This window comes from Bradyrhizobium sp. Kon58 (genome assembly GCF_055807455.1).
On record NZ_JBVVOT010000006.1, the window covers coordinates 128660 to 147725 of the forward strand.

16 protein-coding genes are annotated in these 19066 nt (G+C 64.1%); 7 read left to right on the forward strand and 9 right to left on the reverse strand.

Annotation, left to right across the window (positions count from 1 at the left end):
* Positions 1 to 9: 9 nt before the first annotated feature.
* Genes AC0L20_RS13540 through AC0L20_RS13565 form a run of 6 tightly spaced genes read left to right on the forward strand, consistent with a single transcriptional unit; the run spans position 10 to position 6221 of the window.
* On the forward strand, positions 10 to 720 hold the full coding sequence (locus tag AC0L20_RS13540; RefSeq protein WP_473288920.1) for a DUF1028 domain-containing protein: 711 nt from the start codon (positions 10 to 12) through the stop codon (positions 718 to 720).
* Complete coding sequence (locus tag AC0L20_RS13545; protein ID WP_473288921.1) at positions 717 to 1706, forward strand: ABC transporter ATP-binding protein; 990 nt, start codon at positions 717 to 719, stop codon at positions 1704 to 1706. The genes AC0L20_RS13540 and AC0L20_RS13545 overlap by 4 nt, the downstream gene beginning before the upstream one ends.
* Positions 1706 to 2806, forward strand: coding sequence for an ABC transporter ATP-binding protein (locus AC0L20_RS13550; RefSeq protein WP_473288922.1), 1101 nt, complete (start codon positions 1706 to 1708; stop codon positions 2804 to 2806). The genes AC0L20_RS13545 and AC0L20_RS13550 overlap by 1 nt, the downstream gene beginning before the upstream one ends.
* 23 nt (positions 2807 to 2829) lie before the next feature.
* A complete protein-coding gene (locus tag AC0L20_RS13555) occupies positions 2830 to 4353 on the forward strand; it encodes an ABC transporter substrate-binding protein (protein ID WP_473288923.1) in 1524 nt (507 codons plus the stop codon).
* A 31-nt stretch (positions 4354 to 4384) separates the two neighbouring features.
* Positions 4385 to 5326, forward strand: coding sequence for an ABC transporter permease (locus AC0L20_RS13560; protein ID WP_456765330.1), 942 nt, complete (start codon positions 4385 to 4387; stop codon positions 5324 to 5326).
* 4 nt (positions 5327 to 5330) lie between these two features.
* Positions 5331 to 6221 (forward strand): ABC transporter permease, encoded by an 891-nt coding sequence (locus AC0L20_RS13565; protein WP_473288924.1) that lies wholly within the window; start codon positions 5331 to 5333, stop codon positions 6219 to 6221.
* Here the strand turns inward: AC0L20_RS13565 and cnbZ are convergent.
* The 9 genes from cnbZ to AC0L20_RS13610 form a co-directional block, all read right to left on the reverse strand.
* Positions 6218 to 6964: a 2-amino-5-chloromuconate deaminase CnbZ gene (gene cnbZ, locus AC0L20_RS13570; RefSeq protein ID WP_473288925.1), complete on the reverse strand. Its 747-nt coding sequence runs from the start codon at positions 6962 to 6964 to the stop codon at positions 6218 to 6220. The genes AC0L20_RS13565 and cnbZ overlap by 4 nt on opposite strands.
* Positions 6965 to 6973: 9 nt before the next feature.
* Positions 6974 to 8224: an adenylate/guanylate cyclase domain-containing protein gene (locus AC0L20_RS13575; protein ID WP_473288926.1), complete on the reverse strand. Its 1251-nt coding sequence runs from the start codon at positions 8222 to 8224 to the stop codon at positions 6974 to 6976.
* Complete coding sequence (locus AC0L20_RS13580; protein ID WP_007593876.1) at positions 8221 to 8610, reverse strand: response regulator; 390 nt, start codon at positions 8608 to 8610, stop codon at positions 8221 to 8223. Before AC0L20_RS13580 ends, AC0L20_RS13575 begins: the two co-directional genes overlap by 4 nt.
* A complete protein-coding gene (locus tag AC0L20_RS13585; RefSeq protein ID WP_473288927.1) occupies positions 8607 to 11204 on the reverse strand; it encodes an ATP-binding protein in 2598 nt (865 codons plus the stop codon). The genes AC0L20_RS13580 and AC0L20_RS13585 overlap by 4 nt, the downstream gene beginning before the upstream one ends.
* Positions 11205 to 11345: 141 nt before the next feature.
* Positions 11346 to 14441: a MexW/MexI family multidrug efflux RND transporter permease subunit gene (locus AC0L20_RS13590; protein ID WP_473289053.1), complete on the reverse strand. Its 3096-nt coding sequence runs from the start codon at positions 14439 to 14441 to the stop codon at positions 11346 to 11348.
* 76 nt (positions 14442 to 14517) lie between these two features.
* On the reverse strand, positions 14518 to 15711 hold the full coding sequence (locus AC0L20_RS13595) for an efflux RND transporter periplasmic adaptor subunit (protein ID WP_473288928.1): 1194 nt from the start codon (positions 15709 to 15711) through the stop codon (positions 14518 to 14520).
* 1 nt (position 15712) lies between these two features.
* A complete protein-coding gene (locus AC0L20_RS13600) occupies positions 15713 to 16414 on the reverse strand; it encodes a TetR/AcrR family transcriptional regulator (RefSeq protein ID WP_456765337.1) in 702 nt (233 codons plus the stop codon).
* Positions 16415 to 16536: 122 nt separating this feature from the next.
* Entirely contained in the window at positions 16537 to 17127 is a 591-nt protein-coding gene (locus AC0L20_RS13605; RefSeq protein WP_473288929.1) for a thiamine pyrophosphate-dependent enzyme, read from the reverse strand.
* Complete coding sequence (locus AC0L20_RS13610; RefSeq protein WP_473288930.1) at positions 17124 to 17678, reverse strand: phosphonopyruvate decarboxylase; 555 nt, start codon at positions 17676 to 17678, stop codon at positions 17124 to 17126. The genes AC0L20_RS13605 and AC0L20_RS13610 overlap by 4 nt, the downstream gene beginning before the upstream one ends.
* A gap of 107 nt (positions 17679 to 17785) precedes the next feature.
* Here AC0L20_RS13610 and AC0L20_RS13615 point away from each other — a divergent pair, with 107 nt between their 5' ends.
* Complete coding sequence (locus tag AC0L20_RS13615) at positions 17786 to 19006, forward strand: cytochrome P450 (protein WP_473288931.1); 1221 nt, start codon at positions 17786 to 17788, stop codon at positions 19004 to 19006.
* Positions 19007 to 19066 lie beyond the last annotated feature (60 nt).

Below are 19066 nucleotides of genomic sequence, written 5' to 3' on the forward strand. Positions count from 1 at the left end.
AGGCAGCACATGACCTGGTCGATCATCGCGCGCGATTCTGCTACCGGCCAGTTTGGCATCGCCGTAGCCACGCGCTTCTTCGCCGTCGGCGCGCGTGTGCCCTACATCGCTGCGGGCCTTGGCGCCATCGCGACGCAGGCCTTCCTCAATCCTTATTACGGCATCGACGGCGTCAAGCTGCTGCGTCAGGGTCTCAACGCACACGATGCGCTGGCCGCCCTGCTCGCGACCGACGATGGCCGCGAGAGCCGCCAGATCCACATCATGGACGCCAGCGGCGCGATTGCCGCGCATACCGGGCGCGACTGCGTCGATTGGTGCGGACACATCGCGGGCAGCGGCTTCTCGATCGCCGGCAACATGCTCGCGGGCGCCGATGTGCTCGACGAGACCGCAAAGACCTATATCGCCAATGACAGCCTGCCCTTCCCGCGCCGCCTGCTCGCCGCGATGCGCGCGGGCGAGGCCGCCGGCGGCGACAAGCGCGGCAAGCAGTCCGCCGGGCTCCTGATCCACGGCGAGGAGGAATGGCCGGCATTGGACCTGCGCGCCGACGATCATCCCGATCCGCTCGGCGAGCTCGAACGGCTCGAGCGCGTCAGCCACGAGCTCTGGGTCCACTTCCGCGCCTCCATGCCGACGCGGCAGAACCCGGCCGGCAACACCGATCGCAGCGTCATCGACGCCAGCATCGCCGCAGCGCGCGCAAGACAATCATGAGCGCAAGCCCCCTCATCGAGATCAAGGATCTGCGTATTCGTTTTCACGGCGACGACGGCCGCGTCACCCGCGCGGTCGACAGCGTCGATCTCAGCGTCGCCAACGGCGCGACACTCGGCCTCGTCGGCGAATCCGGCTGCGGCAAGAGCGTGACGTCGCTGGCGATCATGGGCCTGCTGCCGAAGCAGAGCGCAGAAATCTCCGGCGCGATCCGCTTCGACGGTTTCGACCTGCTCAAGACGTCGGACCAGACGCTGCGCGACCTTCGCGGCAACCGGCTCGCCATGATCTTTCAGGAGCCGATGACCTCGCTCAATCCGAGCTTCACGATCGGCGACCAGATCGTCGAGACGATTTTGCGCCACCGCGGCGGCTCGCGCAGGAGTGCGCGCGAACGGGCGATCGATCTGCTGCGTCGCGTCCACATCCCCTCGCCCGAGCGGCGGATCGACGAATATCCGCACAAGCTCTCCGGCGGCATGCGCCAGCGCGTCATGATCGCGATGGCGCTGGCCTGCGACCCGCGGCTGCTGATCGCGGACGAGCCGACCACCGCGCTCGATGTCACCCTACAGGCGCAGATCCTGGAGCTGATGCGCGAGTTGAAGGCGGCGAGCGGCGCCGCCATCATCCTGATCACCCATGATCTCGGCGTCGTCGCCGAAGTCTGCGACGAGGTCGCGGTGATGTATGCCGGCGAGATCGTCGAGCGCGCGCCGGTCGACGAGCTGTTCTCGGCGCCGCAGCATCCCTACACCGTCGGCCTGCTCGGCTCGATCCCGCGGCTCGACCATCGCGCCGAACAGCTTGCCACGATCGAGGGCATGGTTCCGAACATGGCGCAGCCGCCCGCCGGCTGTCGCTTCGCCGCGCGCTGTCCGTTCGTGCTGGACGCCTGCACCAAGGCGCCGCCGCCGCTGGTCGAGGTCAGTCCCGGCCACCTCTCGCGCTGCATCCGTGCGCCGCTCGAACGTCTGGTGTCGTGATGGCACTGCTCGAGGTCGATGGGCTGGTCAAGCATTTCGTCGCCGAGCGTTCGCTGTTCGGCCGGGCGCTGGCGCATGTCAAAGCCGTCGATGGCGTTTCCTTCTCGCTCGATGCCGGCAAGACGCTGGCGCTGGTCGGCGAATCCGGCTGCGGCAAATCCACCGTGAGCCGCCTGGTGCTGCGGCTGATCGAGCCGGATGCAGGCACAATCCGGTTCGAGGGCCGCGATCTGCTCTCGCTCGACGCCGGCGCGCTGCGCGCCTTTCGCCGCGAGGCGCAGATCATCTTTCAGGATCCCTACGCCTCGCTCAATCCGCGCATGACCGTCGGGCAGATCCTGACCGAGCCGCTGGCGCTGCATGATCTGGTGCCGCCCGCCCGGCGGCGCGAACGCGTCGAGGAGATCTTGCGGCTGGTCGGGCTGGAGCCGCGGCTGGCCCGGCGTTATCCGCACGAATTCTCCGGCGGCCAGCGCCAGCGCATCGCCATCGCCCGCGCGCTCGCGGTCGAGCCGAAGCTGATCATCTGCGATGAGCCGGTCTCGGCGCTCGACGTCTCGATCCGCTCGCAGATCCTCAATCTGCTGCGCGAACTCCAGGACCGGCTTGGGCTGGCCTACATTTTCGTGTCGCACGACCTCGCGGTGGTCAAGCACATTGCCGACCACGTAGCGGTGATGAATCTTGGCCAGATCGTCGAGACGGCGGCGGCGGACGCGCTGTTCGCCGCACCCCGCCATCCCTATAGCCGGGCCCTGCTGTCCGCGATCCCGGTGCCTAAACCGCGGGCAAAGCGCAGCCGGATTGTGCTGCAGGGAGAGATCCCCAGCGCGCTCAATCCGCCGCCGGGATGCCGCTTCCACACCCGCTGCCCCTATGTGGTCGACCGTTGCCGCAGCGAAATGCCTCAGCTCGTGCCGGATGGCATCGGACATGCAACGGCATGCCACCGAACGTCGGAACTGCCGTCGTCCGAGGCGATCGTCCCAACGGACGGCGGCTTCTCCCCGGTTCTCGAAAAATTGGTCGCCGCCTTCAGCGGCGGCCCGGAAGCAGTCCGCGGCAGCGGGGTTAGTCCATTGGGGACGAACCCGGCATAGCCGTAAAACAGAGGTTGAGAGCGATGAGACCTATGCGTTTGGCACTCCTGGCGTCGGCATTGCTGACGTCGTTCGTGAGCGCGACCCAAACCCAGGCCCAAGCCCAGACCACGCTTCGCATCGGCATCGGCGAGGACCCTGATATCCTCGACCCCAGCATCGGCCGCACCTATGTCGGCCGCATCGTGTTCTCCGCCTTCTGCGACAAGCTGTTCGACATCGACGAGAAGCTCAACATCGTGCCGCAGCTCGCGCTGTCCCATGAGACCTCGGCCGACGGCAAGGAGATGATCATCAAGCTCCGGCCGAACGTGAAATTCCACGACGGCGAACCGCTCGATGCAGAAGCTGCAAAGTTCTCGATCGAGCGTCACATGACGCTGCCGGGTTCGTTCCGCAAGTCCGAGCTCGCCAGCGTCGACCATGTCGAGGTCGTCGATCCCCTGACCATCAAGCTGGTGCTCAAGACGCCTTATTCGCCCCTGATCGCCCAGCTGACCGACCGCTCCGGCATGATGGTGTCGCCGAAGGCCGCTAAGGAGGCCGGCGACAAGTTCGGCCTGCATCCGGTCTGCGCCGGTCCCTACAAGTTCGTCGAGCGCGTACAACAGGACCGCATGGTGTTCGAGAGATTCGCCGACTACTGGAACAAGGACAACATCCATATCGACCGCGTGGTGTTCCTGCCGATCGTGGACGCCACGGTGCGCCTTGCCAACCTGAAGTCCGGCGGGCTCGATCTGATCGAGCGCGTGCTCGCCACCGACATCAAGGATGTCCGTGCCGACCCCAAGCTGGTGCTGTCGACCGCGCCTGAGCTGGGCTATCTCGGCCTGACTATCAATATTGGCAACGACAAAGCCAAGGGGCCGCTGAGCCAATCCGCGAAAGTCCGCCAGGCGCTCGATCTGTCGATCGATCGCGAGGCGATCAACCAGGTCGTGTTCAACGGCGAGTTCACCCCCGGCAATCAATGGGTCAGCCCGACGCATCCGTATTACCAGAAGGCATTCCCCCTTCACGGTCGCGACATCGCAAAGGCCAAGGCGCTGCTGAAGGAGGCTGGCGTCAGCCTGCCCGTAACCGTCGACTACATGGTGCCCAAGGGGACCGAATACGAGGCCGTCGCCCAAGTCGTGCAGTCGATGGCCGCCGAAGCAGGTTTCGACATCAGGGTCCGCGTCGTCGAGTTCGCGACCACCTTCAAGCAGGCCCAGGCCGGCGAGTTCCAGGTCTTCCAGATCAACTGGAGCGGTCGCATCGATCCCGACGGCAATTCCTATATCTTCATGCGCAGCAAGGCACCGCAGAACGATGGCGTCTATTCGAACCCCGAAGCCGACAAGCTGATGGAAGAAGGAAGGCTGACCGCCAATGTCGCGGAGCGCAAAGCAATCTACGAAAAGATGGCCAAGATCCTGCTCGACGATTTGCCGATCATCTACATCTACCACCGCACGCTTCTGATTGCGCACACGACCAAGCTCCAGGGTTACAGGCAGATGCCCGACGGGCTGGTGCGCGTGGTCGGGCTGAAGTTCAAGTGAGCGTGGCATCGCCTGACAACCGGCCCGCGCCATGCTGAACTTTCTCGCCCGACGCATCGCGCAGATCGTGCCGACACTGTTCTTCGTGTCGTTGCTGATCTTCTCGCTCCAGCAATTGTTGCCGGGTGATCCGGCACTGGTGATGGCCGGCGAGGAGCGTGATCCCGCGGCAATCGAACAGATCCGCCATCAATACCGGCTCGATCAGCCGATCCCCGTGCAGTACGTCTATTGGCTCAAGGGCGTTCTATCAGGCAATTTCGGTGAATCGCTGCGCAACAAGATGCCGGTGCGCGAGCTGATCGCGCAGAAGCTGCCGGTGACGCTCCAGCTCGGCTCGATGGCAATGTTGATCGCGCTCCTGATCGGCATTCCCGCCGGCATCGTCTCCGCCGTGAAAAGGGGCACCGTCTGGGACTATGGCGCCAATTTGTTTGCGCTGTGGGGCATCTCGACGCCGAATTTCTGGCTCGGCATTATGCTCATCTTCCTGTTCTCGATCGAACTCGGCTGGCTGCCGGCATCCGGCTACGTGCCGCTGACCGAGAACTGGCGTGCGAGCCTCGCCGCCACCATCATGCCGGCCTTCGTGCTCGGCAATGCGATTTCGGCGGTCCTGATGCGGCACACCCGGAGCGCCATGCTCCAGGTGCTGGAAAGCGACTATGTCCGCACCGCGCGCGCCAAGGGATTGTCCGAACGCTCGGTCATCCTCAAGCACGCCATGCGCAACGCACTCACGCCGATCATCACGCTCGGTGCGCTCGAGCTCGGCACGCTGTTGTCGGGGGCGGTTCTGACCGAGCAGATCTTCTCCATTCCCGGCTTCGGCAAACTGATCGTGGACGCCGTGTTCAACCGCGATTACGCGGTGGTACAGGGCGTCGTGCTGGTGACGGCGACGGTCTACATCACGCTGAACCTGGTTGCCGATGTCGCCTACATCCTCGTCAATCCGCGGCTGCGGGGCTAGACTCATGACCGATGCCGCCCTGCCCGCCGCTGCTCCTATCGTGCAAGCTGACGAGCTGGACAGCCCGGCGCGGCGCGCCCGGCGCCGCTTGTTCAAACGCAAGGCCGCAGTGTTCGGACTTGTCATGATCACGTTGTTCGTTGGGATCGCGCTGCTCGCGCCACTCGTCGTGCCCTACGATCCCATCGCGACGAGCTGGAGCCTGGTCCGCAAGCCGCCCACTGCGGCGCACTGGTTCGGCACCGACGAGCTCGGTCGCGACATTCTGAGCCGCGTCATCTACGGCGCCCGTGCGTCGCTGCTCGCGGGCCTCACCTCGGTCGCGATCGCGTTGGGCGTCGGCGTTCCGCTCGGCCTGCTCGCCGGCTATCGCGGCGGCTTCGTCGATGCGCTGATCAGCCGGATGACCGACGCGATGCTGGCCTGCCCATTCCTGATCCTGGCGATCGCGCTCGCCGCATTCCTCGGCCCGAGCCTCGGCAACGCCATGATCGCGATCGGCATCTCGGCAACCCCGATCTTCATCCGCCTGACCCGTGGCCAGGTGTTGAACGTCAAGGCCGAGGATTATGTCGAGGCGGCGCGCGCGCTCGGCAATCCGCCGTGGCGGATCGCGTTCTCGCACATCCTGCCGAACATCCTGCCGGCGCTGCTGGTGCAGGCGACGCTGTCGATTGCGGCCGCCATCATCGCCGAAGCTGCGCTGTCCTTCCTTGGCCTGGGCCAGCAGCCGCCGGCGCCATCCTGGGGCAGCATGCTCAACGCAGCGCAGCGCTTCCTCACCCAAGCGCCCTGGATGGCGCTCTGGCCGGGGCTAGCGATCTTCCTCGTGGTGCTGTCGCTGAACCTGCTCGGCGACGGCCTGCGCGACGCGCTCGATCCGCGCCAGCGCTAGATCACGACCTCGCGCATCACGCGGCGGCAATCCATCTCGTATTCGAGATCCACGACCGGCGGCCGGGCATAGTGCCAGGTCAGGCCGGACCGCAACGCCCCGCGGCGGACCAGCTCGTCGACCAGCGCGTGGTGGAAGTCGTGCACGGAATAGGCCTGCACGCCGGTCGTGTCCTTCCAGCCGAAGCCGAAGGCCGTCATCCTGTTCTCCATCTGCGACGTCGTCGTGAAGCGCACCTTCTCGCGAAGGCCTTCCGGACTGAGGTCGCGGTAGCGCACGGTGCGCTCGACGTAGGTCCCGTTGCCCTCGCGCGCCTCGGCGCCGCCGGATATCACGAAGCTCGGCGTCTTCGAGCATGTCGGCCGCGTGAAGGAAAACGCATAGAACGACGGCTCAGCCGGTGGATCGATCTCGGGACAGACATTGCTGCGCGCCACCGGATTGGTGGTGCCGTCGAAGATGCGCCATTCGGACAGCGTCTTCACATAGTGCAGGTTGAATGCGCGAAAGCCTTCCTCGCTGAAGGCCGCGGGCGAGCGCAGTTCGCAGGCGCAGAACGCCGTTAGCGGCCGCCCCGCCTCCTGAATATACTTCGCGGCAAGCGCAAACCCCTCCGCGAGCGGCACCAGCCGGTCGAAGCGGACGCGCTCGATCTCGTAGCCGTCGTCCGCGGCCGCACCGGCCGAATACTGAAATACTGACGGAATGAAACGGTAATTGCCGGCGGAGAATTCACCAATCATGTCGGACTCCTATTCCAGTTGCATGCGAATGCCCTTGGCGCCGTTGAGCAGGCGCTTCAGGTGAAAGCCGGCCAGGGAATCGTCGGCATGCATGCCGACCAGTGCGGCGAAGGCCGGCATGGCCGCGGCATCACCGGCCTCCATCTTGGCAAAAGCCTCGGAATACAGCGCCGTTTCCGGCGCAGCGAATTGGGCTGGCGTCAGCGGCTCGAACGCGCGCAGCGGCTCGCTGCGTCCGCGCAGCATCAGCTCCCCGACGGGACGACCCCGAAAATTCTCGGCCGCCTCGGCGATGCCGGCACTGACGCAAATCCGCGTGCCCAGATGCTTGTTCGCGGCTTCCAGTCGCGCCGCGATGTTGATGGAGTCGCCATACGCGGTGTAGTCGAAAAACCTATTGCCGCCGAAATTTCCGACCAGCGCCGGCCCGGCGTGAATGCCGATGCGGGTGGTGCCGAAATTCACGCCCCTCGGCTTCCAACGCGCGGAAAAGTCCTCCGCCCAGGCGTCGAGATCGTGTGCGCAGGCGATTGCGCGTGTCGCATAGTCTGGCTGATCCCCGGGCGCGTTGAAGAGCACCTGGATCGCATCGCCGATGATCTTGGCAACCGTCCCCTCATGGGCGAAGACGATTTCGGTCATGCCGCCGACATACTCGTTGAGAAGCGCGCCTAGCGTCTCCGGCGGCGCACTCTCGACCAGCGAGGTGAAGCCGGTAATGTCCGTGAAGATGGTCGCGACATCGCGCCACTGCACTTCGATTCCCTCGTTCTCACCGCTGGCCGCCAGACGCTTGGCGAGCTCGGGCGAGAAATGACGCGAGAGCGCGGCATGGGCGCGCTCCGCCTCCGCCTGGCGGCCTCGCACCTCACGCAGCATTTCGATGTGGCGGATGGTCTTCTGGATCGTCATCTCCAGGTCGGCGAAGTCGATCGGTTTGGTCAGGAAGTCGAACGCACCGCGGTTCATCGCAGTGCGGATATTGCTCATGTCGCCATAGGCCGAGACGATGATGGTGGACTTCTTGTCTTCGGCTTCCTGGAGCTTCGCCAGCAGCGACAGCCCGTCCATCCTGGGCATGTTGATGTCGGAGACCACCATGTCGACATGCGGGTTCTGCTCGAGTGACTGCAGCGCTTCGAGGCCGTCGCGCGCGAACATGATCGTTACCGACCCGTCGCGAATCTGCCTGCGGAATTTTTGCAGGACCAACGCCTCGAGATCCGGCTCGTCGTCGACGAAGAGGATAGTCGCGGTCATGCGGCTTGTCCGAGCCTCGTGTCGATTTCCTGCCGCAGCAGCGCGAAATCGATGGGCTTGGTGAGAAGTCCGACTGCGCCGCGCTCGATCGCCTTCCGCCGCGTCTCGGCGTCTCCGTAGGCGGTGATCATGATGACGGGAACGTCCGGATGCGCAAGACGCACCTTCGGCAGCATGTCGAGCCCGCTCATGCCGGGCATGTTAATGTCGGACAAAATCAGGATCAACGAGGGATCGCGAACCTCGGCAGCGAGCTTCAGCGCATCAGGCGCGGACGGCGCGAATTCCATCTGGAAGCGGCCGGCGCGCAAATCGCGCCGGAACTGCTGCCGGAACAGCGCCTCGACGTCGGGTTCGTCATCGACGACCAGAATGTAAACGTTCAACTCTTGCCTCCGGAAGTGTCGCCCGCCGCCATCATGCGCGGCAGGGTGATGATGAATTCGGTGAACACACCGGGTTCGGTGTTCACGTCGATCGTGCCGCCGTGCTGATTCACGACGATGTCATGACTCATGGAAAGGCCGAGCCCGGTGCCTTCGCCGGCCGGCTTGGTGGTGAAGAAAGGATTGAACATCTTCTCCTTCACCTCGGACGGGATGCCGGTGCCGTTGTCGCGAATGCGGATCTCGACCCTGTCGCCGAGAGTTCTGGTTGCCGCGCGCAAGGTGGGCTCGAAGGCGTCTGCGGCGCTCTCCTTGCGCTTGGCGGTGGCGTAGAAGCCGTTCGAGATCAGATTGAGGAAGACGCGCGTGATTTCCTGCGGATAGATATCGACCATGCCTGCGGCGGGGTCGAAGCCGCGCTCGATCGTGACGTTGAAGCCGGGCCTTTCGACACGTGCGCCGTGATAGGCGAGATTAAGGCTCTCCTCCAGGATCGCGTTGATATCGCTGGGGCGATGCTCACCGGAGCCCTCGCGCGAATGCAGCAGCATGTTCCTGACGATGGAATCGGCGCGCTTGCCATGCTGCACCACTTTTTCGAGGTTGCTCTTCAGCATGCCAGTCAGCTCCTCGACCTCCTCTTTTGTCGTGCCGTCGAGCGAGGCCGCTTGCAAGGCCTCGTTGAGCTCGTCGATCAGTTCGGTCGAGACCGCCGAGAAATTGTTGACGAAATTGAGCGGGTTCTTGATCTCGTGCGCGATCCCCGCCGTGAGCTGGCCGAGGGACGCCAGCTTCTCGGTCTGGATCAGGCGGTCCTGCGCGGTGCGAAGATCGTCGAGGGATTGCGACAGCTCCGTCGTACGCTTGCGCAACTCGTTCAGCAGCCGCGTATTTTCGATTGCAATGACGGCTTGCTTCGTAAAGTTCTCAACCAACGCGATCTGCTTGTCGGTGAACGGCCGGACTTCTTTGCGATAAACTGCGACGGTTCCGATCAGCTCGCTGTCCCTCATCATGGGCACGATGATGATCGTGCGGGCGCCGGCAACGTCGGAGATTCCACGAATGGTCGGACCTCCGGCCAGATAGGCCGGAGTTTGTTGCACATCGTGAACGTGGACAACCTGACGTGTCCTGACGACCTCAGCAAGCGCGCTCTCCGGATGAGGACGGATTGCCATATCTTTCCGCGAGGCCGCGAACGCGGGCGGCACATTGTAATCCGCAGCAATCGTGAAACTCTCGCCATCCCACAAATTCATGACGCCGAAACTCGCACCACAAACGCGTGTGGCATTCTCGAGCATCTTTTGGAACACCGGCGCGAGTTCGCCCGGAGACGAGCTGATGACCTGCAACACTTCCGACGTAGCCGTTTGTTGCTCGAGCGACTCGGTCAACTCGGCCGTTCTCACCTCGACCTTTTTCTCCAGGTCGGCATAGGATTCCTGCAGGCGCTCGCCCATGTGGTTGAACTGGTCGGCGAGACCCTCGAGCTCGTCACCGGTTCTGATCGAGATGCGCTGGGAGAAATCGCCGCCGCCGATGCGCTCGGCGCCGCGGCGCAGCGCCTGGATCGGGCCGACCATGCGGCGGGCGAGGAATATCCCGGCCAGCACCGCGAAGATCGACGCCGCGAGCAGCACGAATGCGAGCCGTTCCAACGCCGCATAGAGCGCCGCATAGGCCTCCTCGACCGGGAGCTCGACGAACATGGTCCAGTGCAGCGGCGCGATCGGGGCCGACGCGGTCAGCACCTTCTGTCCCTGGAGATTGCGCGCTTCGGACAGGGCGTCGAGCGCGGCGCTGCCTCCGGCAAGTGCGGCGCGCACCTGCGCGAGGCCAGACATATCGGTGTTGCGCAGGACCAGGCTGATATCGGGGTGCGCGATCAGACGTCCTTCCGGACCGACCACGTAGGCGTGTCCATGCTCGCCGACCTTGATCTGGGACACGACGTCCCAGATCAGCTTGAGATTAACCTCCGCGATGCTGACGCCGGCATCCTTGCGCGACCCCGCCTGCGCCAGGGTCATGTACGGCTCGGACTCCCTGCGGAAATAGACCGGCCCGTAAAAAACCTTGTGCGCGACCGCCTCGGTGAACTTCGGATCGTCCGACAGGTCGATGCCGCTGTCGATCGCGTCCATGGCGAGCCGCGAGACCCGCAGCCGCTCCCTGCCGGTCGCATCGACCTGAGCGAGCTCGGTGACCGCAGGGACCTGGCGCAGCAGCCGCAGCGCATCGAACCGGCGCTGCTCGATCGAGCCCGCCGACCACGGCAGCTGCGTGGTCCAGCCGAGCTGGCTCTCGATTTCCTTGACGAACTGACCGATCTTGGCCGCGGCCGCCTCCGCCTGTTCATGCTGAACCCGGACCAGAGCGGCCTTGTGCTCGCGATAATAGAAGAAGACCTCGAACAGCCCGTTCGCCAGCAGCGCGATCGCGACGACAGCCACGAACAGCGCGACATATTTGGTGAAGAGCCGGCTCTTGATCCCCTGCCCTGGCGTCGTGCCGGACGCGACGGCAACCGGCGCTGCGCTTGGCAGCGTCCTGGCTTGCGGGGTGTCGGGATGGAGGGAAAGGCTCATCCCGCCGAACCTAGCAAGAAGACCCGACCTTGTCTCTCGCGAGCGCGGGAAAGCCTGATGGCAGCCAGCCCCCGAGGCAAATAGAAAAGGGCGGCAGCGGATTGGCCGCTGCCGCCCTTGGGTTCGCTTTATCCGTGGGCCTCAGGTCGGCCGCAGCGCCTTGGCGTTGAGGTCGAGGTCGTTGACCTGCTTGTTCCGCTCGGAATCGGCCGCCGCGCGATGGTCCGTCGCCAGCACCACATAGACCGCCGGCAGCACGAACAGCGTGAACAACGTGCCGATCGACATGCCGGCCACGACCACCAGACCGATCGAGAAGCGGCTGGCCGCGCCTGCGCCGGTCGCGGTCAGAAGCGGGATCAGGCCCGTCACCATCGCGGCCGTGGTCATCAGGATCGGCCGCAGACGAATGCGGGCCGACATTTCGATGGCGGAGCGGCGATCGAGCCGCTCGTTGATCTGGAGCTCGTTGGCGAACTCCACCATCAGGATGCCGTGCTTGGTGATCAGGCCCACCAAGGTCAGCAGGCCGACCTGGGTGTAGATGTTCATGGTCGCCACGCCGAAGAACAGCGGGATAAGCGCGCCGACGATCGCCATCGGCACCGAGATCATGATGACCAGCGGATCGCGCAAGCTCTCGAACTGCGCCGCCAGCACCAGGAAGATGATGATCAGCGCGAAGCCGAACGTGATCGCGAGCTGGTTGCCTTCCTGCACATACTGCCTGCTGTCAGCAAGATAATCATGGCTGAAGCCTTGCGGCAGGTTTTTGGCCTCGCTCTCGAGGAAGTCGACCGCCGCACCGACGGTCACGCCGGGCATCGGCACTGCCGAGAAGGTCGCCGAGTTGAGCTGATTATAATGTGTCAGCGAATTCGGCTCGGTCTTGGTCTCGATCGACACCACCGTCGACAGCGGAAGCTGCTGGCCGGTGTTGGTCGTCACATAGTAGCCGGCAAGCGATTCCGGCGAGAGCCGCTGGCCGCGCGGCACCTGCGGGATGACCTGATAGGAACGGCCCTCGAGGTTGAAGCGGTTGATGTAGTTGCCGCCGAGCAGCACCGCGAGCGAGCTGCCGAGGTTCTGCATACTGACGCCGAGATCCTGCGCCTTGGTGCGGTTGATCGTCACCTTCACGTTCGGCTGGTTGTAGGCAAGGTCGCTGTCTGAGACGATGAACATTCCGCTCTTGCGGGCAGCAGCCTTCAGCTTCTCCATCTGCTCATAGACAGTCTGGAAGCTGGCGGTGGAGTTGATCACCATCTGCACCGGGAGGCCGCCCGGGCCGCCCGGCAGCGGCGGCAGGTTGAACGCGAACGCCTGCACGCCCTCGATCTTGGAAAGCTCGGCCTGCACCAGCGACTTGAGCTGGATCGACGAGCGCTTGCGGTCCTCCCACGGCTTCAGCAGCATGCCGGCGATACCGCCCTGCGGGCCGTTGATGCCGTTCAGCACGAAGCGCAGATCGGTCTCGGGGAATTTCTGGAACTCCTTATCGAGCTTCTCGCCGTAAAAGTCGACATAGTCGATGTTGGCGTATTTCGGCGCCTTGGTCACCGCGAACACGATGCCCTGGTCTTCCTCAGGCGCCAGCTCCTTCGACGTGTGCATGTAAAGGAAGCCGACAAGCCCGAGGATGGTCACCGCAAACAGGCCGGTGATGGCCTTGTAGTCAAGCGAGCGGTCGAGCCTGCGCCCGTACCACCGCGTCAGCGCGCCAAACACCTTGTTGACCGCCTTGGCGAAACGGCCCTCTTCGGTGTTCTTCAGCAGCACCGAGCACATCATCGGCGACAGCGTCAGCGCGATCACGCCGGACACGATCACCGAGCCCGCAAGCGTGAAGGCGAATTCGCGGAACAGCGAGCCGGTCAGTCCGCCGAGGAAACCGATCGGCGCGTACACGGCCGCGAGCGTGATGGTCATCGAGACGACGGGACCCACGATTTCGCGCGCGCCTTCCAGCGATGCCTGGACCGGCGTTTTCCCTTCCTCCAGATGGCGATGGATGTTTTCGACCACGACGATGGCGTCGTCGACCACGAGTCCGATCGCGAGCACCATCGCAAGCAGGGTCAACAGGTTGAAGCTGAAGCCCAGCGCCAGCATCAGCGTGCAGACGCCGATCATCGACAGCGGGATGGTGACGACGGGAATGATGACCGAACGGAACGACGCCAAGAACAGGAAGATCACCACGATCACGATGATCACGGCTTCACCCAGCGTCTTCTCGACCTCGTCGATCGAGGATTGGATGAACTTGGTCGAATCGTAGGCGACCTTCATCTTCATCGAGGGCGGCAGATTGCGTTCCAACTCGGGGAACAGCGCCCGCACGCCTTTGACCAGCGTCAGCGGGTTGCCCTGCGGCGTTGCCTGCACACCGATGAAGATGGCGTGCTCGCCGTTGAAGGCGACGCTCGCGTCCGTGCTCTGGGCCGCAAGCTCGACGGTGGCGATGTCCTCCATCCGCACGAAGCCGCCGTCCTTGGCCTTGACGATCATCTTCTTGAACTGGTTGACGTCGGTCAGGCCCGTATTCGTCGATACGTTCGAGACGATGAGATAGCCCTTGGTCTGCCCCGCCGCGGACTGGAAGTTGTTGGCGGTGATCGCGGTCGCGACATCCGCAGGCGACACGTTGCGGCCAGCCATCTTCAGGGGATCAAGCCACAGCCGCATCGCAAAGGTCTGGCCGCCGAGAATGTCGGCGGAGGCGACGCCGTCGACGGTCGACAGCACCGGTTGCACAACGCGCGTCAGATAGTCTGAGATCGCCGAGCCCGACAACTCTTCGGACGAGAAACCGAGATACATCACGGCGGTGGTCTGGCCCGTGGTCTTGGTCACAATCGGGTCGTTGGATTCCTTCGGGATCAGGTATTTGACCGAGTTCGTCTTGGCCAGAACCTCGGTCAGCGCCTGGTTCGGATCGAAGTTCAGCTTGATGTAGACCTGGATCGTCGAGGTGCCGAGCACCGAGGATGAGGTGATGTAGTCGACACCCTCGGCGGAAGCGACCGCCTGCTCGATCGGCGTGGTGATGAAGCCCTGGATCAGGTCCGCGGACGCGCCCGGATAGACGGTCGTGATGTTGATGACCGTGTTCGACAGCTTCGGATATTGCCGGATCGGCAGCGTCGTCGCCGCGCGCAGGCCGATCAGCAGGATCAGCAGGCTGACGACGACCGACAGAACCGGGCGTTTGATGAAAATATCAGTAAAGCGCATCGCGGCGATCTCGATTTCTTTGACTTGCAAAGCGCATGACCCGGCCGTGCCGGATCATGCTGCAACGTGTACGATGTCAGTAGCGCGGCGGCTGCGCCGGGATCTGCGGAGCCGGGTCGGTCGAAATCGACACCGCCGCGCCCGATTGCAGTTTGAGTTGGCCGACGGCGACGACCTTGTCGCCCGGCTTCACGCCCTTGACGATTTCGACGCGGCCTTCGACCCGGCTGCCGGTCTGCACGAAAGTGCGCACCGCGCTCAGGCTGGTCTTGCCGTCAGCTTCCTTCTTCTCGGTGATCACGAACACCGAGTCGCCGTACAGCGTGTAGTCGACCGCCGTCTCCGGCACGGTGACCACGGCCGGCTTGTCCGGCAGCACCACCGTGGTGGTCACGAACATGCCGGGCTTCAGGATCTTCTCCGGATTGGAGATGGTCGCCTGCACCCGGATGTTGCGGGTGTCGGCCGAGATCTGCGGTTCGATCGTCGTGATCTTGGCGTCGAAGGTGCGGCCCGGATAGGCGTCGACCTTCAACCGGACTGGCTGACCGACCTTGAGGTTGCCCGAGTCCTTTTCCGTCACCGTGAAGTTGGCCCACAGCTCCGACAGATCCGTCAGCGAGACGATGGCCGTACCGGCGGTCAGATACTGGCCCACCTCGACCTTGCGGACGCCGAGATCGCCGGAGAACGGCGCGCGGACCAGCTTCTGCGAGATCAATGCTTCGGTCTTGGCGATACCCGCCAGCGCCTGATCGTAGGCGGCCTGCGCGGTGTCGACGGTTGCCTGCGGGCCGAACTGGCGCGACGCCAGTTGCTTGGCGCGGTCCAGCGACAGCTGCGCGACGGTGGACTGCGCCTTGTAATTGGCGAGGTCGCCCTGCTCCGGCGCGTCGAACATCTGCACCAGCGGCGTGCCGGCCTCGACATGCGTGCCCGGCTCGAACTTGATCTCGGTGACGCGGCCGTTGACGTCGGCGCTGACGTCAACCTGGTGCACAGCGGACAGCCCGCCGACGGCGGTCAGCAGGTTCGGCACCACCTCGGACTTCGCCTCGGCGGCGCTGACCGCAACCGGCGGCGGCTTGTTGTTGGCGAAGAACTGCTTGATCATCTGGCCGCGGAAATAATTGAACCAGACGAGGCCACCGACGAGCACGGCCAGAAGCGCGCCGACGATGATGAACCAGAGCACCGGCCGGACCGGACGCTTGGGAGCCTTGTTGTCGATCGGTTCGCCCGAAATCTTGTGTTCGGTGACGATGTTCATGTCATGCACTCTCTGCAATCGCCGTCTTGTCCGCACACGCGGCCTGATCGCGGCCTAAATGCGAAGCAATTGCGGCGTCGTTAAGTCCGATACCCCTCAGGAGAAACTCACAGAGCTGCCGCTCGAGGTCGTTCGCCTTGCCGTAAGCGAGACACGGCGTGGCCGGCAGCCTGGTCAGCGCAGCGGTCATCACGGTGTGATGCGCAAACCAGAACAGGTTGAGCGGTTCGCCGTTGTATGGCCGCGCGTCCCCCGCGGCAACCGCACGCTTGAGCGAGGCGACGAAGGCCGCCCCGATCAGCGTCTCGATCTTGGCATATAGCAAACGGGCAAATTCGCCATCATCCAAATGACTCGTGGTCATCAATCGCAGGCGCTGGGCCTCTTCCTGGTCGGGCCCGTCGGCGATGTGCATGAAATGCCCGACCATGCCCCGGATCAGCTCGACCAACGTGGCGGTCGACGGCTCCCGTTCGAGCAGCTCCATGAGCGCCGGGTCCGCCTCGCATTCGTCGCTGAGAATTTCGGCGTAAAGCGCGGCTTTGGACGGGAAATGCTTGAACAGCAACGCTTCGGAAATGGCAGCGGCGGCCGCCACGCTCTTGGTCGTGGTGCCGGTATAGCCGTGTCGGGCAAAGCAACGCTTTGCGGCGCCGAGGATCAATTGACGCCTCAGGTCGCTCGTCATACGCAATGAGCTCATGCTAGTGAGTAAGCACTCACCCACGCAAAAGTCAAGCACTATGCTGCATCGCAACCTGAGTGCGTTGTAATTCCAGTGGAAATTCGCCGTGCCCGCACGGTCCCCGTGCAGGACGGGAGCGCCTAGATTGGCTGGAAGCCGAGGTCGCCGCGGATCCGGTTGAGAATGTAAGTCCCATCCCGGCTCGGCAAAATCCGCTCCAGATTGGCGCTGTCGATCTTCACATTGGCAAAGCGCGGCCCGGCGGCGACGTCATGGACGGCTTTGGCGAAGGCCTCGACCTCGGCCATAGTGGTCACAGACCGGCTATCCCCGATGCCGCAGGCCCTGGCGACGCCGACGAGGTCGGCGGCCGCGGCCGTGTGGCTGGCCTGGCCCCCGGTCTCGCCATAGGCCTCGTTATCGAGCACCGCGATCGAGAGATTGGACGGCTTCTGGAGGCCGATGGTGGCAAGGCTGCCCATGCCCATCAACATCTCGCCGTCGCCGGTGATGACCAGCACCGGCAACTTTGGCTGCGCCAGAGCGAGGCCCAACCCGATCATCGCCGCCCCGCCCATGCCGCCCCAGAGGTAAAAATTCCGGGCATGATCGCCGGCCGCGCACATGTCGTTGGTGGAGGCGCCGAGGCCGCCGATCGCAACCACATCCTTGCGATCCGCGAGAAGCGTGGACACCACCTGACGGCGGTCGAGGAGATTGGTCTTGCTCATTTGGTGAAAACCTTGGCGCCGATCAGGCGCTGCGACAGCAGGACGGCGGTGGGCGTGAGCGCGTTGTAGGCCTGCGCGGCCGCCGCCTCGAGCACGACCGGCACCTCGGCTGCGTTAGACGCCCGGAGCACCTTGACACCCGAGAGCTCGAACACGCCCTGCGTGGTCGATCCCATCGGCACCTGCCACGGATTGAACTCGCCCCACTCGCCACGCATGGTCACCAGGGTGAGGAAGGGAAAGCGCAGGATCGGGATCAGCGACAGCATGTTGATGCAATTGCCGACCCCGCTCGACTGCATCAACAGCACGCCGCGCTGTCCGCCGGTCCAGGCGCCCGCCAGAAGCGCCACGCCCTCCTCCTCCGTCGTCAGCGGAATGCCGCGCATCGTGGACGATGCCAGCACGCGCTGGATCAGCCTCGAATGGCCGGCGTCGGGCACGTAAGGCACCTGCCGAACGTCGAAGCGTTGCAAGGTCGCGAAGATATCGTCTGGCCAATGAGTGCTAGACTCGGCGGCCGTGTCGGCAGCGTCAGAGCGGGCCTGCATTTTCCTGTCCGGTCGGCTTGCAAATCGCAGCTCGACTGTAGACGGTGAATCGAGCCGCTCAAAAGAGCGAATACAGCATATCGGACTCAACCGGCGAGTATGGCGGCATGAACGCAAGTGCGAATGAACTGGCGGCCAGTTTCGACCTGGAGAAGCTGACGGCGGAATTCTACGACGATCCCTACCCGACTTATCGTGCACTGCGGGAGAACGAGCCGGTCAAGCGCCTGCGCAACGGCACCGTATTCCTGACCCGCTATGACGATCTCGTCACGACCTACAAGAACACAAAATCGTTCAGCTCGGACAAGAAGCGCGAGTTCGCGCCGAAATACGGCGACACCCCGCTCTACGAACACCACACCACGAGCCTCGTCTTCAACGATCCGCCGGCGCATACGCGCGTGCGGCGGCTGATCATGGGCGCGCTCTCGCCGCGCGCGATCGCGGGGATGGAGCCCGATATCGTCAAGCTGGTCGACGGACTGCTCGACGCCATCGCCGTCAAAGGCGATTGCGAGCTGATCGAGGATTTCGCCGCCTCGATCCCGATCGAGGTGATCGGCAATCTGCTCGACGTGCCCCATGACGAGCGCGCGCCGCTGCGCGAGTGGTCGCTGGCGATCCTGGGCGCCCTCGAACCGGTCGTGTCGCCTGAAGTCGCTGCCCGCGGCAACAAGGCCGTGACGGATTTTCTCGCCTATCTCGAAACGCTGGTCGCACGCCGACGAGCGAAGCCTGGCAACCCCGAACGCGACGTGCTGACACGACTGATCCAGGGCGAGGACAACGGCGAGCGGCTGACCGAGAAGGAGCTGCTGCACAACTGCATCTTCCTGCTCAATGCCGGCCACGAGACCACCACCAATTTGATCGGCAACGGCCTCGTGGCGCTCGACCGGAACCCGGATCAGAAGCGGCGGCTGATCGACCACCCCGACCTCATCAAAACTGCGGTCGAAGAGATGCTGCGTTACGAGAGTTCGAACCAGCTCGGCAACCGCATGACCACGGAGCGGGTCGAGCTCGGCGGAATCATGCTCGACGCCGGCACGTCGATCACGCTGTGCATCGGCGCGGCCAACCGCGATCCGGCGCAGTTTCCGGACCCCGAGAGCTTCGACGTCGCGCGCACGCCGAACCGGCATCTCGCCTTCGCCACCGGCGCACATCAATGCGCCGGCATGGCGCTGGCGCGGCTGGAAGGCGCCATCGCGGTCTCACGCTTCTTGGCGCGCTTCCCGAACTATGCCGTGAGCGGACAGCCGGTCAGGGGTGGACGGGTGCGGTTCCGCGGCTTTTTGAGCGTGCCTTGCGCGATCGGCTGAGGCCTCAAAACAAAAAAACGCGAAAACAACCCCATGCACAGTAGAAGGTTACCGGCGCGG